The organism is Bacillus cereus group sp. BfR-BA-01350 (assembly GCF_022663775.1).
In the GTDB taxonomy this organism is placed as follows: Bacteria; Bacillota; Bacilli; order Bacillales; family Bacillaceae_G; genus Bacillus_A; species Bacillus_A paranthracis.
Genome location: NZ_JAKUGD010000005.1, coordinates 49,010 through 64,615 on the forward strand (window position 1 = coordinate 49,010; position 15,606 = coordinate 64,615).

Below are 15,606 nucleotides of genomic sequence, written 5' to 3' on the forward strand. Positions count from 1 at the left end.
TATAACTGTGGACAATTCGTTACAGAAAAGAAACAACTTTTTGACAACTCATTTTATAACAAAAACCCCTTGCAAAAAAACAAGAGGTTCTACCATATATATAACGTTGCCACAAGCGCAGCTTTCTCTTCCCAAAAACAATATACCTACAGTTTTACAACATTAGCTGCTTGCGGTCCACGTGCTCCCTCTACAATATCAAACTCAACTTGTTGCCCTTCTTCCAATGACTTATATCCATCTTGTTGAATAGCAGAAAAATGAACAAACACATCATCACCATCTTCACGCTCAATAAACCCAAATCCCTTTTCTGCATTGAACCATTTTACTCTTCCTTGCATGTTCATTCCATTCCCTTCACTCTAAAAATCAGGGCATTTGCCCCATAATTTCACTATAACGAATGACAACATACGAAGTCAAAGAAGACTTATCGTCTTTTTATTATCTCTTTCGACAGTTACAGATTAACTTCTACAGAGCGTCAAACTAGAAACTTCGCTTGCTCCTTTATCATAGAAAAGACTTCCAATTTGTCTCACTGTAATTCCTGTCGTATATACATCATCAACAAGTAAAATGTGTTGACCATGAAACATCTCTTCTCTCTGAAAATAAAAAGGATTACTTCCCGAAAGCCTTTCTTTACGCGATTTCTTACTTTGCTTTTCTGTTTCCTTCCTTCTTAATGATGAATAAAAATTTTTGACAGGCAAACATGCTGCTAATAACTCTGCTTGATTAAAACCTCGTTCATATTCCCGTTCCCTACTAAGCGGAACAGCAATAACAGTTGAAACGTCCGTAAAATACTTTTGAAATAACTCCCGAAAAGATTGATAAAAAATATGAACTAACTCCGCATCACCTCGAAACTTAAACTGCGCTAGTATACCTTTCATGTCATCATTGTACACGTACAACGAACGATTTTTAAAAGGACGATATCCTTCCTCATTCCTCCATCTTACACAGTCCATGCAAATGTCATTTTCTTTATATCGAGTAGGTAAGTCATCTAAAGGACGACCACAATCCATGCAAATTCCTCCTATAATATAGGAAAGTTTTTGCTCACATCTATCACATACATATTTTTTGGGGGACTTTACAAAGAAGGTGTACCAACTAACTGTTTCCACCATATACTCATCACAAAGTAAACAATGCATTAATCGATCAATCCTTGTTCTTTCGCATTTTTGTTCATACTTTGAATATGTTTTTTCGCGCGTACCATTGCCTCTGTCTTACCGTAATGAAAATACATAACCTCACCATATGGCTCTTCAAAACTACGCCCCGCTCGGCCTGCAATTTGTACGAGCGCACTCTCTGAAAAAATTTCTTCTTCAGCTCCTAACACAGCCACTTGTAAGTTCTTCACAGTTACTCCTCTTTCTAAAATTGTCGTTGTAACTAATAACGGAATGTCTCCCTTTCTGAAAGATGCTACTTTTTCTTTTCTCATCGAATCTTCTGCATGCACGCCATCGATTCTATTATCCACCCCTTTCAACAACTGACTTATTTCTTCTATATATCGCACATGAGGAACAAATAAAAAAATAGGATACTTTTTATTTAAGTTCATTTTTAACCATTGTAGTAACACGCGAGGAATTTTTTTATGATGGAGGCTCTTCTTCCAATTTCCGCACCAACTAAATAGAGGAACTGGTAACGGGTGACGATGGTATCGTCCTGACACAATAACACCTTTTTGTTTCCCCTTTCTGAAATTACGCTTCCACTTTTCATCAGGGGTTGCAGTTAAATAAATACGCGCTGCTTTCTCTTTCATTGCTTGCCTAACTGCATACTGTAACATTTGATCTGCATGATACGGGAAGGCATCAATCTCATCTACAATCATCACATGAAACGCTCTATAGTAACGTAACAGTTGGTGAGTCGTTGTAACGACTAACGCTGCATCTTTTTTATGATCTACACTCCCTCCGTATAAAGCAGCTACAGTTATACTTGGAAACACTTCTTGTAATCTCGGCGCTAATTCCAGTACAACGTCAGTCCTTGGCGTTGCGATACAAACTCTTTCTCCTTTTTGGAGCGCCTCTTCTATACCGTAAAATAACATTTCTGTTTTTCCAGCCCCGCACACAGCCCAAATAAAAAAAGATTCTTTCTGCTTAATCGCTTCTATAACTCCTTGCGCCGCCAACTCCTGACCAATCGATAAAGCCCCATTCCACTGTAATGGATTTAGCTCCCCGTCTCCGTTTCTTTCATGAATCCCGCGAACAAGTACAGTACATTCGCTAACTCTCCCCATCGTGATACACTTCCGACAATACGCGCATGCTTTACCGCACCTTTTACATAAAAATGATGCAAATAGCCGCTGCTCTATATTTCCGCAGCGCTGACATATATATTTAGAAGTATTCTTTGTTATACCTTGTACACATACAACCTCTCCCTTCTTTTTCAAATCACTTAATTCTCTCCGTAAATCTGAAGAGAGTTCTTCTAATAGCAACTGTTTTCCAGCAAGCATTAGCACTCACCTCCAGCACTACTATAAGCCTTTCTTATAATCTCGTAAAAACGCAAAAAAGCCGATAACCTACTTATAAAATAGTAAGCTATCGACTTTATACACATGTTTTATTCGATTATAAATCCTAGAATCTACCGTATCCTAAGAAATGTTTTTGGTTGTAGCTACTGCTTAAGCTAGCGTAAGCAATACCTTTATCACCAGCATGAATCATTTGGCCATTACCAACGTAAATACCGATGTGAGATGGGCCTGGTTTATAAGTACCTTGGAAGAATACTAAATCTCCAGGTTGTGGGCTACTTACTTTAGAAACTGAGTTCCAGTAACCTGCAACGTCTTGACGACCTACACCGAATACGTAAGAAATGAATCCACTACAGTCAAAACCACCGTTTGATGGAGATGCACTTCCCCAAACATATGGTAAACCTAAGTATTGTTGTGCTTTACCAATTACGCCAGGAGCTGGAGCTGGGCCTGGTGTCGGTTCTGGTTTTTTATCTTCTTTTTTAGGTGCTTCTTTTTTAGGCTCTTCCTTTTTAGGTTCTTCTTTTTGAGCTTGTCCACCGTTGTTTGCTGGCGCTGCTGGCTGAGCAGGTGCCGCTTGTGCTGGTTGAGCTTGCGCATCTTTAGCAGCTTGCTCTGCTTGTTTTTGAGCAGCAGCTTCTTGTGCAGCTTTTTCTTGCGCTTCTTGTTCAGCAATACGTTGTAATTGTAATGCTTGTTTTTCAAGATCTTTCAATTGACTTTCCGTACTTGTCATTGAAGTTACAACTGTATCCATTTTACCGCTTAAATCGTTTACTGCCGCTGCTTTTTTCTCTTTTTCAGCGTCAAGTTCTTTCTTAGCAGTTTCAATTTGAGCTTGTGCTTCTTTTAATTCTTTTTGCTTTGTTTTTACCGTTTCAACATCTTTTTTCACGTTCGCTTGATCTTCTTGTTGTGTTTTCATGATATCTTCGTCAGACTCAAGAATTTTAGAAACTGAATTTAAACGATCAACTAAATCTGCAACGTTTTTAGAGTTTACAAGAACTTCTGTTACAACGTTTGTGTTTGGTTGCTCTTGAAGTGCAACTAAACGTTTTCTTAATAACTCCTCACGTTTTGCAATTTTCGTTTGTAATTCTGCAATATCTTTATTTTTCTTTTCGATTAATTGCTCAGTGTCCGCAACTTTTTTCGTTGTTTCATCAAGCTTTGCAGCATTCTCTTGAACAGACTTATCTAAACCTTGAATTGTTTTGTTTAAGTCATTCATTTGTTTTTGTAATTCATCACGTTCTTGTTGTTGTTTATGTAAAGTGTCATTTTGTGTATTAATTTGTGATTTCACGTCAGAAATTTTATCTTCTGCAAATACATTTGGTGTTAGTCCTGAAAACATTAACCCTGCCACTAATGCGCAAGATGCCATTTTTAGCTTTTTCATTTTATTTTTTACACCGCTTTCTTTTTTCTTTTTCCGTATATAACCTATAAAATTTATACCATAATTCGGGATTTTTTTTGCTAATGTTACGCTTTTGTAAAACAAATGTAATATTATATGTAACACTATCGCAAAATATGCATATTTTTGTACGTATGTGTAGAATTTCAAATACTTTTTGTAAGCAAAGAAAAAAACGCAAGGTTTCCCTTACGTTTTATTAAATATACTAATACGGATGAAATCAAAACGTTATTTCATCCATTTCTCAGCCCAATTTTGGACTTCATCCATAACACTTTCTAACGCTTTTCCCTTATCCGTTAAGCCGTACTCGATTCGAACTGGTACTTCTGGATAAACATTACGAACTACAATGCCTTCGCTTTCCAATTCCTTTAAACGCTCTGATAACATACGATCGCTCATATTCGGTATAATATCTGCGATTTCTCTAAAACGTTTTGACTCTTCCAGCAAAGATTTAATAATTAAGCCAGTCCATTTCTTACTAAGCAAAGTAAAAGCTGACTCAAACTTTGGACATAAACAAGAATTATGCTCCATATGTTTCACCTCTCTTCTATTATAATATAGTTTCTTGTAAAAAGTAAGTTATAAAACTTTCCTCGTTATTTTATTTTACGTACATTTTACCATTTCCAAATATTAACTTGTCAACTTCACGTAAAATATCCGTAAAAAAACCCTCTTCCGAAAGAGAGCTTTTTATATCTTTATTACTTCGTATACCATCCAAGACCTAGTGCACCTTCACCTAAATGCGTTCCAATTACAGCACCGAAATAACCTGTACGGATTGTAACATGAGGATATTTTGCTTCTAATTCTGCCTTCCATTCATTCGCTTCCTCTTCACGTTGTGCATGAATGATAACTGCTTCCATAGGTACACCTTTACTTGCTTGCTCATCAAAAATTTCAATGATACGTTTTAACGCTTTTTTACGCGTACGAATCTTTTCAAACGGGATAATGATTTTGTCTCTAAAATATAAAACCGGCTTTACTTGTAACAGACTACCGATGAAAGCTTGCGCACTATTTAATCGGCCTCCACGTTGTAAATGGTGTAAATCATCTACTACAAAATAAGCGTCCATCGTTTTCTTCATTTCATCAAAACGGGCGATAATCTCTTTTGAATCCTTCCCTTCGCTTGCTAGCTTTGCACCTTCACGCACGTAGAATCCTTGTACTTCACAACTAATTTCAGAGTCGTACGTATATACATCAATACCCTCTACCATTTGACCAGCTGTCGTTGAAGTTTGATATGTACCACTAATCCCACTTGAAAGATGAATGCTAATAACTGCATCATAATCCTTAGATAATTCTTCATATAGCTCAACAAACTTTCCGATTGCTGGTTGAGAAGTTTTTGGAAGTTCTTCTTGCTCACGTACTTTTACATAAAAATCATCTGCTGAAATTTCAGCTTCTTCTTGATAAGATTCCGTTCCAAACACAACGTTTAATGGAATCATATATATATTGAGTTCATCACGAATATGCTTCGGTATATATGCTGTACTATCAGTAACAATAGCTGTTTTCATTTTCGTACCTGCCTTATAAAAAAGTTTTTATTTCCTAATTTTACACGAAAACTAAAAATGGTGCATCCATACATGAAAATGCGGGTTTGAAATTATACTCATCATCTCGACAAATTACAACAAAAAGGTAAAACACTCACCAAAAATTTCAGCTTATTTATAAAAAATGTTTGAATATAAAAACGCCCGCTTTTAAAATGTAAAGTACTAGTCATTTTGATGGATAGGAGCGTATACAAGTGTTATTACAATATTTAACAATAAAAGACTACGGTGAACACGAAATTGTTATTCAAAAATCAAGATTCATCTGTTATGTTAGTCGTGCTACAACCGAAGAAGAGGCTCAAGAATTCATACAAAAAATCAAAAAACAAAACTGGAATGCAACACATAATTGTTCTGCTTATTTAATTGGCGAACAAGATCAAATTCAAAAAGCAAATGATGATGGTGAACCTAGCGGTACAGCTGGCGTACCTATGTTAGAGGTACTAAAAAAACGCGGTTTAAAAGATACCGTCGTTGTCGTTACCCGCTATTTTGGTGGCATCAAACTGGGCGCTGGTGGATTAATTCGCGCATATGGAAAATGTACAAGCGAAGGCATTAATCATGTCGGTGTTGTCGAGCGAAAATTAATGCGTGTTATGCAGACCGAAATTGATTACACATTACTTGGCAAAATTGAAAATGAATTACGCAATTCAAAATATGCCATTAAAGATATACATTACCTCGAAAATGTCACATTTGATACGTATGTAGAAGAAGATGGAAAACAACCATTCACGGATTGGATGATTGAATTAACAAATGGGAAATGTACAATTACAGAAGGAGATATGTTGTACTTAGAACAAGATGTTATCTAAGAATAAATACTGTATCGCCTTTAAAGATTAATGTAGTGAATTACTTTCCTACAAATGAACTAAGGAGATTATATATGGAAGAACGTTATTATCATCTCCAAAATAGCAGAATAAAAAAGAAACGAAGAAGAAAGTTTTTCTACTTCCTTATTTTCTTATTTTTATTTGGCAGTGTAGGACTTTATATATTAAATTCCTACTCTTCTCTCATGGGGATGTATAGTGGTTTTACTCGTGAAAAATCGGATTTGAGAACCGAAGATGTAGAAATTACAAAGGAGCCTTTTACACTCCTTATTATGGGTATAGAAGATTATGCAACAGACGGTCAAAACGGTCGTACAGATTCATTAATGTTTGCGACAGTCAATCCGAAAACGCAAAAGATTTCGCTTATGAGTATCCCTCGTGATAGTCGCGTTCCAATTGTCGGAAAGAATAAAGAGGACAAAATTAACGCTGCGCATGCTTACGGCGGAGAAGAAATGGCAATCAAAACTGTCGAAGGTTTTCTAAAAGTGCCTGTCGACCATTATCTTAAAATTGATTTCCAAGGCTTTAAAGGTATTGTTGATGCTGTTGGCGGTGTGACTGTTGATGTCCCCTTCGATTTTTGGGAGCGTTCAGACGTGGATTACTACAAAAAAATCGAATTTAAGCAAGGACAACAAGAATTAAATGGTGAAGAAGCACTCGCTTACGTTCGTATGCGAAAGCAAGATCCGAATGGTGACTATGGTCGTGCCGCTAGACAAAGACAATTACTAGCTGCTGTTGTTCAAAAACTAAATTCCACCTCTACCGTATTTAAAATTAAAGATTTGACAGCAGTCGTTGGAAAATATATAAAAACTGACATTCCTATTTCTGATGGCCTTGCTCTTTACAAGAAACTTTCTGGGTTTGATCCTTCCACAATACAAACACTCAAACTTGAAGGAGAAGACAAAAAAATAGGTGGTATTTATTACTTCCTTCCAGATCCAAACGGTGTTGAGGCAGTACGTAACGAAATTAAAAAAGAACTAGGAGAAAAGGTAACCACGCAAGAAAATTCAACAACAAAAACGGAATCCACTCCTTCTTCAAATTCGAACTCTAACGAGAAAGCGAAGAAAGAAACGAATCAGAATCAGAACAAAACACCAACTGATCCCCCTCCTTCTACGAATGCTCATGCAGAGTGGATTATGAGAAATCAGCAATAAAACAGCCAAATCGCATGCGATTTGGCTGTTTTTTTATTTATTAAAATGTTTTAAGATTGCTTCTACAATACGCTCTGATGCACGGCCATCACCGTACGGATTAGATGCTTTTGACATCTTATCATGAGCTTCTTTGTCTGATAACAACTCATCTGCAAGACTAAAGATTGTCTCTTCGTCTGTTCCCGCTAATTTCAACGTACCTGCTTCAATACCTTCTGGACGCTCTGTTGTATCACGAAGAACAAGAACTGGTACACCTAATGACGGAGCTTCCTCTTGTACACCACCAGAATCAGTTAGCATTAAGTATGAACGAGCTGCAACATTGTGGAAATCAATTACATCGAGCGGCTCAATTAAATGAATGCGGCCATGATCGCCTAAAATATCATTTGCAGTTTCCCGAACAACAGGGTTCATATGAACCGGATACACAACTTGTACGTCTTCATGCTTATCAACAAGACGCTTAATTGCACGGAACATATTACGCATTGGCTCTCCTAGGTTTTCACGACGGTGAGCTGTCATAAGTACAAGACGATCACTTCCAAGTTTCTCTAGTACAGGATGACTATATGTTTCTTTTACAGTCGTTTTTAGTGCGTCAATCGCTGTATTTCCTGTTATGAAAATGCGTGATTCATCTTTATTTTCTTTCTGTAAGTTCGTTGCTGATTTCGCTGTAGGTGAGAAATGAAGATCTGCCATTACACCTGTTAATTGACGATTCATCTCTTCTGGGTATGGAGAATATTTATCCCATGTACGAAGTCCTGCCTCGACATGACCTACTGGAATTTGATTATAGAAAGCAGCTAAGCTTGCAATAAACGTTGTCGTCGTATCACCATGTACAAGTACGATATCCGGCTTCGCTTCTTTCATTACTTTATCCAAACCTTCTAAACCACGCGTTGTAATATCGATTAAAGTTTGGCGATCCTTCATAATATTCAAATCGAAATCTGGTGTAATTCCAAAGATACTTAATACTTGGTCTAACATTTGACGATGTTGCGCTGTTACAGTCACAATCGATTCAATTTTCTCTGGATGTTTTTGCAACTCTAACACAAGAGGTGCCATTTTAATTGCTTCTGGACGTGTCCCGAAAATTGTCATTACTTTTAAACGTTCAGTCATTTCATTGCCTCTTTTCTTTCACTAGTTACAAATTCTATTATGACATATAAGAATATACATGAATACATGCCTTTTTAACGACTAATGGAAAAATCCCTCTTACAAACACTTTCTCTTCCAACAGAATAATAATCTATTCCTTGTTTCTCAACATCCTTATTAGTATAACAATTTCTTCCATCGAATAAAATAGGTTCTCTCATGAGTTGTGCGTACTTTTCTAACGGATAAGCCCTGATTGTTTCCCATTCTGTCACGATAAAAGCCGCACTCGCCCCTCTAATCGATTCATCTATACATTCGCTATATTGTATAGTCTCCCCAAAGATATTTTTCATATTTTGAATCGCCTTCGGGTCATATAATACTATGTCTGCACCTATATTCATTAATTCTTGTATCATAATAAGGGACGGTGCGTCTCTTATATCATCTGTATTCGGTTTAAATGCTGCTCCCAGCACTGCAATCCGCTTCTTGTTCATATTTATTACTTTCTTCGCTTTCTCAATCAATAATAGCTGTTGTTTATTATTTACTTCAATGACGGCTTTTAACAAACGAAAATCATGTGCCACATTCCCTGCAATTTGCACAAGCGCTTTCGTATCTTTCGGAAAACACGATCCCCCGTAACCAATGCCCGCATTTAAAAAAGACGACCCAATTCTCTTATCCATTCCCATTCCTTTTGCAACATCTAATACATTAGCTCCTACCTTCTCACATATATTTGAAATTTCATTGATAAAACTAATTTTTGTCGCTAAAAAGGCATTCGATGCGTATTTAATCATCTCTGCACTTTTTATATCTGTAACATACGTTTGCAAATGTAATTTACTATATAAATTCTCAACTTTTCGCGCCGCTTCCTCATTATCAGCTCCAATTACAATACGATCTCCCTGAAAAAAATCGTAAATCCCTGAACCCTCCCGTAAAAATTCGGGATTCGATACAATATGTAATTCATGCCTATTTTGTAATGTCTCCTCAATCCATCCCCTCATAGCACCATTCGTCCCTACAGGAACAGTACTTTTTGTAACAACAATAATGTCTTTAGTCGCATATGCTCCAATATCAAAACATGCATTTTGAATATATGTTAAATCTGCTGTCCCATCTAATAACGATGGCGTTCCAACTGTAATAAATATAAATTCTGCATCATGAAATGCTTCTTCTTTACTTGTTGTAAAAGTTAAACGATTATTCTCACACGCATCATGTATTAATTCATATAAGCCAGCTTCATAAATAGGCAGATCCCCTTGTTTTATCCGTTCCATTTTCTCATCATTTATATCAAAACCTGTAACCGAATGTCCCAATACTGCCAATCCTACTCCTGTAATCAATCCAACGTATCCGGTACCTATTATCGTAATTTTCATTTCCTTTTCGCACAGGAATATACAATAGAAAATATACGAATGCATAGAATTTCCCCTGTGCTTCCCCCTCTCACATTAAAAATGAGAAAACTCTTTTACTTCTTTATTATATGAATTGCTTTCTTCATTCTTTTTTAAGTTTTTGTAAAATTAAATATTGTCCATAAAACCAATAGAAATTTTACCGAGATTAAAGCTGCACATTCAGGCTTGAAAAATTCCCACATTTTAACACGGAACTTACTCATTTCTACGTGTAACACTTATAATATTGAAATAAAATTATTCGCTATTAAAGAGAAAGAGAAAATGTCATATTCCAAAGCCCAATACGATTAACCTTCTCAAACGATTCAACATTCTGTATACCATTGTCATATATTCTATCCGCTTCCATTTACCATAAAACGAAAAAAAGATTGAATTCTAATCTTTTTGTGATACCATATGTTATGAGCCTGTAAATAAACATCATAATTTTCAGATAAATATATTAAAAAAAAAATTACGTTAGACTATAAAAGGGTGGGGTATTAATGGACTCACAAGTGATTTATGCCATTTTGGCATCTTTCATCACTGTACTCGTCGTTACTCCTTTAGTTATTAAGTTAGCTTTTAAAATAGGAGCAACAGATAAGCCAAACGCGCGTAAAGTGCACCAAAAGATCATGCCTCGTCTTGGCGGGTTAGCAATATTTATTGGTGTGGCTGTTGGATTTGTTGTCGGTGGCTTATACGAACAAAGAATGTTATCGATAACGCTAGGTGCGATTATCATTGTAATCATCGGTATTTTAGATGATATGTACGAGTTATCTGCGAAGGTAAAATTCGGTGGACAACTAGTAGTTGCCATTATGATTGTAAAAAGTGGATTATTAGTGCAAGTATTATATATTCCAATCCTCGGGGATACTGAACTTGGATGGCTTGCTTACCCAATTACAGTATTTTGGATTGTAGGTATTACAAATGCCATCAACTTAATTGACGGCTTAGATGGATTATCCGCTGGTATTTCATCTATCGTACTGGCAACGCTAGCATACATGGCCTTCACTAGCCCATGGGGTACTGGAACGGCTATCATTTTACCTCTAGCACTAATTGCACTTGCAAGTACAATTGGATTTTTATTCTACAACTTCCATCCAGCAAAAATTTTCATGGGAGATACAGGAGCACTATTTTTAGGATACTGTATTTCTGTTATATCGTTACTTGGATTATACAAAAGTGTAACGCTATTCAGCTTTATCGTTCCAGTTATCATTTTAGGCGTACCTGTATTTGATACGGCATTTGCAATTATCCGTCGTATCGTAAATAAAAAACCTATTTCAGCACCAGATAAATCGCATTTACATCACCGTTTACTTGCAATGGGCTTCTCACATCGCAAAACGGTACTAATTATATACGCGTTTGGTATCTTCTTTAGCGTAAATGCTATTATTTTTACTAGTGCAACATTATGGTTATCCATTATTCTTCTTTTCGTTTTAATCTTCTTTACAGAGATTATTGCTGAAGTAATTGGACTTGTACATGAACGTTACAAACCACTTATTTCCTTTTATAAAAAAGTGAAAAAACGCGAAGACTAATTGTAGTATAGCCTTTACTATTATGAAATATTCAAATAGCATCCTCTTTCTTATAAGAGGATGCTATTTTTTATTCATTATTTTACATTTCCAAAATATAGCTTGTTTGAGAGTTCCACTATTGGAGAAAGATATACATAATAAGAAAAGGATTATATTTTCTTTTTTACATCTTGATTGTCAAACTGAGGGTGAATGTTATGATCAAGCGAGTATTTCAATACATTATTTTATTTTTAACGATTACTATGTACGCGTCATCTCATGCAGGAGCGACTACCATTCCCCCTGCTGAACATCATCCAAATACCGAAACTACCTCTTCTACCAAAAAAATCGCGTACTTAACATTTGATGACGGACCAAACAAATATACTACGCAAATTTTAAACATCTTAAAAGAAAAGAACGGAAAAGCAACTTTCTTTGTTATTGGTGGAAAAGTGCCACATTATAAAAAGACAATGCAACGATTAATTAAAGACGGACATTATATCGGGCTTCACAGTATGTCACATGATGTAAAACGCCTTTACACCGGTAATCCATCTGCTTTAATTACAGAGATGGAACAAACACAAAGCATCGTTCAGCAAGTTACAAAATTAAATTCACATCTCGTTCGTGTCCCGTATGGTAGCATGCCTTATTTAAAAAAGAATTACCGTGATGCACTTGTATCAGCCCAGTATAAAATGTGGGATTGGACAATCGATACATACGACTGGAAAAGCTATGATAACCCTTCTGCCATACTAGAAAGGGTACGTAATCAGAGCGATGAACAAGTCGAAGTAATTTTAATGCATGATTCGAGTGTAACCGTACAAATACTGCCACAAGTAATTGATTACTTACAGTCACAAGGATACAAGCTTCTTCCCTATAATCCATCTTCTCATCTCGAAGTAAACTTTTGGAAAGACACAAGATTGTAACAGCTTTAGTGCCTATGTGCTAAAGCTGTTTTATTTTTCTCTTCCCACCCTTCCCATTTTTGTGTAAAATTTTAAATAGTGATGAAGTTTCGAGGTGAATAGAAATGAAACGAATAGATCTCATTTTTAACGCAATACAAAAAAGCAATTATACAGAAGGTGTAACTGCATCAGAACTCGCTACCCTGTTGCAGCTAGATCGAGCCAATGTAAGTAGCGACTTAAACAAACTCGTAAAAGATAAACGTTTATTAAAAACAAATACGCGTCCTGTTCGTTTTTATATAGAAACGAACCCTTCGTTGGAAACGCATTCAAAAGAAACAACTTCATTAGATACATTTGCAGTTGAAAATACGAGCCTTAAAATCGCAATCGAAAAAGCGAAAGCTTCTATTCTCTATCCTCCAAACGGTATGCATACTTTACTGCTCGGAGAAACAGGCGTCGGAAAATCCATGTTTGCTTCTTTAATGCACGAATATGCAATTGAAGTTGAACAGCTTCCTAAAAATGCACCATTTATCGTCTTTAACTGTGCTGATTATGCAAATAACCCACAGCTACTACTCGGGCAATTATTTGGGATTAAAAAAGGAGCGTATACAGGGGCAAGTGATCAAAAAGGGTTAATTGAAAAAGCACATGAAGGGATCCTTTTCTTAGATGAGGTACATCGCCTTCCTCCAGAGGGACAAGAAATGCTTTTCACCTTTATTGACCGCGGAGTATATCGCCGCCTTGGAGAAACAGAAAACGAACGTAAAGCACAAGTATTGATCATTACTGCAACAACAGAAGAACCAAATTCATTTTTATTAAAAACATTTACAAGACGTATACCAATGACTGTCACGCTGCCACCACTTCGTGAGCGTACACATAAAGAACGTTTTGCTTTACTGCAACTATTTTTCACAAATGAAGCAATTCGCTTGCGAAAAGAAATTCACGTTAGCCCGAATGCAATGCGTGCTTTCGTCTTTTACAATTGTCCCAATAACATCGGCCAATTAAAAACGGATGTACAAATTGCCTGTGCGAAAGCCTATTCTGACTTCGTGACAAAGAAACGTGATTCTGTCTATGTTTCAAGCACAGACTTACCTTGGTATATGAAAGAAGGACTATTCATTGAAAGAAAGAGCCGTCATCTATACCAAATACCGAATGAAACATTTATATTTACAGGTGATGAAGGTTGGAGTAATCATAAAATAGAAAATGAAAAACAGTCTTCTATTTACGATTATATTGACTATAAATATGAAGAACTTCAAGCTCGTGGTATTGAAGAGGAAGAATTAGAATTACTAATAGAAAATGATATTCAAAGCTTTTTCGTACAATATTTTAACCAAATGTCAAAAAAGACAAGTCATGAAAATGTTTTTAAAATTGTAGATCGTAATATCGTTTCCGTTTGTGAAAAAATTGCTGAACTTGCTGAAAAACATTTATCCAAAACGTTCGATGAAAAAGTATTTCTCGCTTTAAGTTTACATGTACAGACAACTCTACAACGTTTACAGGCCGGAAAACAAATTCATCACCCGCAATTAAATCAAATTCGTACGAAATATAAAGAAGCTTTTTCCGTAGCTATGCAATGCATTCAACTACTGGAAGACGAATTACAAATAACAATGCCTATCGATGAAGCAGGCTTTTTAACAATGTTCTTCGTTGTTGATCCAATTCCTGCCTCACAAACAGAAGTAAAAGTATTAATATTAGCGCACGGCAACGGCATAGCAACAGAAATGGCAAACGTCGCAAATGAACTGCTCGGCATTAACGAAGTAACCGGTATCGATATGCCGTTACATGAATCGCCGAAAGATTTCTTAGAGCGTGTGAAAGTGTATATGAAAACACTCCAAAATGTAAACGGGCTTCTCTTACTCGTTGATATGGGATCTCTCGCTTATATTGGTGATATATTAGAAACTGAGTTCAAAATTCCAGTGCGTGTTCTTTCCATGACAAGCACTCCACATGCACTAGAAGCGGCTCGAAAAGCTCAGCTTGGCTACTCGTTAGATGCATTATATGAAACGGTGAAGAACTTAACACCGTTTTACTTAAACGTACAAGAAGAAAAGAAAAAACCGCTATCACCAATGAAATCTGTTATTTTGACAGCTTGTTTAACTGGGGAAGGCAGTGCTTTAGCTATTCAAAAAATGTTGGAGAACTATTTACGATTTGACAAAGACTTAATTGAAATCATTCCGATTAGTATCGTCCATGAAAAAGATTTAACGAAAATGATTGAGAACATAAAAAAAGAGCGGAATATCATTTGTATCGTCACGAATTTCGATGTGCAAGTGCCATGCTTAACATATCATTTCCAAGACATTGTAAACTACACAGCGATTCAGCCAATTCAAGAATTAATTACGTATGAAGAAACATATGCAAAAATGGCTGATATCCTTGAACAACAAATGCAGCGTAACGACGGAGCATTACTTATTAAAACGATCCGTTACGCATTGAATACAATTCAAGAATTAATTTCCTTACAGCTAACTCCTGACAGTTTAATGGGTGTTATTCTGCATATGAGTTGTATGGTTGACCGTCTTCAAAAAGGAGAAAGCCTCCTCCCTCATCCAGATAAAGAGAAACGAAGACAAGATGAATACTGGATGTATATGAAAGTAAAAAAAGCATTGCAGCCAATTGAAAATACATTTGAAATACAAATACCTGATGACGAAGTGTTTTATGTTATGGACTTCTTCATTAAAAATCAGCCTGTAAAAAATTAATCGTGGCAGTTTTGTAATATATCGACCGTAACGCAGATTTCATCAGCGATTTTCAAAATATATCAGCGCAACTCAGATTTTATCAGCGATTTTCAAGATAT

At 36.1% G+C, this 15,606-nt stretch carries 13 protein-coding genes; 5 read left to right on the forward strand and 8 right to left on the reverse strand.

Annotated elements, in window-relative coordinates; translation table 11 throughout:
- Window positions 1-146: 146 nt before the first annotated feature.
- The 6 genes from cspC to MR147_RS13280 all read right to left on the reverse strand — a co-directional run bounded on the left by cspC (window position 147) and on the right by MR147_RS13280 (window position 5,545).
- A complete protein-coding gene (gene cspC, locus MR147_RS13255; RefSeq protein WP_001162041.1) occupies window positions 147-344 on the reverse strand; it encodes a cold shock protein CspC in 198 nt (65 codons plus the stop codon).
- Between the two features lie 126 nt (window positions 345-470).
- The gene (locus MR147_RS13260; RefSeq protein WP_074606611.1) at window positions 471-1,175 is read right to left on the reverse strand and encodes a ComF family protein; all 705 of its coding nucleotides are present in this window, start codon (window positions 1,173-1,175) and stop codon (window positions 471-473) included.
- Window positions 1,175-2,524 (reverse strand): ATP-dependent helicase ComFA, encoded by a 1,350-nt coding sequence (gene comFA / locus MR147_RS13265; protein ID WP_074606610.1) that lies wholly within the window; start codon window positions 2,522-2,524, stop codon window positions 1,175-1,177. The genes MR147_RS13260 and comFA overlap by 1 nt, the downstream gene beginning before the upstream one ends.
- Before the next feature lie 127 nt (window positions 2,525-2,651).
- Window positions 2,652-4,067: a C40 family peptidase gene (locus MR147_RS13270; protein WP_139302710.1), complete on the reverse strand. Its 1,416-nt coding sequence runs from the start codon at window positions 4,065-4,067 to the stop codon at window positions 2,652-2,654.
- 147 nt (window positions 4,068-4,214) lie between these two features.
- Window positions 4,215-4,529, reverse strand: a complete 315-nt coding sequence (locus MR147_RS13275; protein WP_000400857.1) for a winged helix-turn-helix transcriptional regulator — start codon at window positions 4,527-4,529, stop codon at window positions 4,215-4,217.
- Between the two features lie 173 nt (window positions 4,530-4,702).
- Window positions 4,703-5,545, reverse strand: a complete 843-nt coding sequence (locus tag MR147_RS13280) for a DegV family protein (RefSeq protein WP_242304392.1) — start codon at window positions 5,543-5,545, stop codon at window positions 4,703-4,705.
- A 239-nt stretch (window positions 5,546-5,784) separates the two neighbouring features.
- On the opposite strand from MR147_RS13280, the gene MR147_RS13285 reads away from it, so the two are divergent.
- Both MR147_RS13285 and MR147_RS13290 read left to right on the forward strand, forming a co-directional pair.
- Entirely contained in the window at window positions 5,785-6,420 is a 636-nt protein-coding gene (locus tag MR147_RS13285) for a YigZ family protein (RefSeq protein ID WP_000926683.1), read from the forward strand.
- Window positions 6,421-6,494: 74 nt separating this feature from the next.
- Complete coding sequence (locus tag MR147_RS13290) at window positions 6,495-7,628, forward strand: LCP family protein (protein WP_000392774.1); 1,134 nt, start codon at window positions 6,495-6,497, stop codon at window positions 7,626-7,628.
- 33 nt (window positions 7,629-7,661) lie between these two features.
- On the opposite strand, the gene wecB is transcribed toward MR147_RS13290, so the two are convergent.
- Window positions 7,662-8,777, reverse strand: coding sequence for a non-hydrolyzing UDP-N-acetylglucosamine 2-epimerase (gene wecB / locus MR147_RS13295; protein WP_000140134.1), 1,116 nt, complete (start codon window positions 8,775-8,777; stop codon window positions 7,662-7,664).
- A gap of 74 nt (window positions 8,778-8,851) precedes the next feature.
- Window positions 8,852-10,222, reverse strand: a complete 1,371-nt coding sequence (locus MR147_RS13300; protein WP_080493690.1) for a UDP-glucose dehydrogenase family protein — start codon at window positions 10,220-10,222, stop codon at window positions 8,852-8,854.
- Window positions 10,223-10,713: 491 nt separating this feature from the next.
- Between MR147_RS13300 and MR147_RS13305 the strand changes: the two genes are divergently transcribed.
- The 3 genes from MR147_RS13305 (at window position 10,714) to MR147_RS13315 (ending at window position 15,505) form a co-directional block, all read left to right on the forward strand.
- Window positions 10,714-11,787 carry a glycosyltransferase family 4 protein gene (locus tag MR147_RS13305; RefSeq protein ID WP_074606608.1) on the forward strand — a complete coding sequence of 358 codons (1,074 nt, stop codon included), beginning with the start codon at window positions 10,714-10,716 and terminating at the stop codon, window positions 11,785-11,787.
- A 200-nt stretch (window positions 11,788-11,987) separates the two neighbouring features.
- Window positions 11,988-12,725, forward strand: coding sequence for a polysaccharide deacetylase family protein (locus tag MR147_RS13310; RefSeq protein ID WP_074606606.1), 738 nt, complete (start codon window positions 11,988-11,990; stop codon window positions 12,723-12,725).
- A gap of 104 nt (window positions 12,726-12,829) precedes the next feature.
- Window positions 12,830-15,505, forward strand: a complete 2,676-nt coding sequence (locus tag MR147_RS13315) for a sigma-54-dependent transcriptional regulator (RefSeq protein ID WP_242304394.1) — start codon at window positions 12,830-12,832, stop codon at window positions 15,503-15,505.
- Window positions 15,506-15,606: the final 101 nt, after the last annotated feature.

Excerpts from the sequence above, each read along its gene's own strand:
- cspC (WP_001162041.1), bottom strand. The coding sequence starts at position 344 with ATGCAAGGAAGAGTAAAATGGTTCAATGCAGAAAAGGGATTTGGGTTT.
- MR147_RS13260 (WP_074606611.1), bottom strand. The coding sequence starts at position 1,175 with ATGCATTGTTTACTTTGTGATGAGTATATGGTGGAAACAGTTAGTTGG.
- comFA (WP_074606610.1), bottom strand. The coding sequence starts at position 2,524 with ATGCTTGCTGGAAAACAGTTGCTATTAGAAGAACTCTCTTCAGATTTA.
- MR147_RS13275 (WP_000400857.1), bottom strand. The coding sequence starts at position 4,529 with ATGGAGCATAATTCTTGTTTATGTCCAAAGTTTGAGTCAGCTTTTACT.
- MR147_RS13280 (WP_242304392.1), bottom strand. The coding sequence starts at position 5,545 with ATGAAAACAGCTATTGTTACTGATAGTACAGCATATATACCGAAGCAT.
- MR147_RS13290 (WP_000392774.1), top strand. The coding sequence starts at position 6,495 with ATGGAAGAACGTTATTATCATCTCCAAAATAGCAGAATAAAAAAGAAA.
- wecB (WP_000140134.1), bottom strand. The coding sequence starts at position 8,777 with ATGACTGAACGTTTAAAAGTAATGACAATTTTCGGGACACGTCCAGAA.
- MR147_RS13300 (WP_080493690.1), bottom strand. The coding sequence starts at position 10,222 with ATGCATTCGTATATTTTCTATTGTATATTCCTGTGCGAAAAGGAAATG.
- MR147_RS13305 (WP_074606608.1), top strand. The coding sequence starts at position 10,714 with ATGGACTCACAAGTGATTTATGCCATTTTGGCATCTTTCATCACTGTA.
- MR147_RS13310 (WP_074606606.1), top strand. The coding sequence starts at position 11,988 with ATGATCAAGCGAGTATTTCAATACATTATTTTATTTTTAACGATTACT.
- MR147_RS13315 (WP_242304394.1), top strand. The coding sequence starts at position 12,830 with ATGAAACGAATAGATCTCATTTTTAACGCAATACAAAAAAGCAATTAT.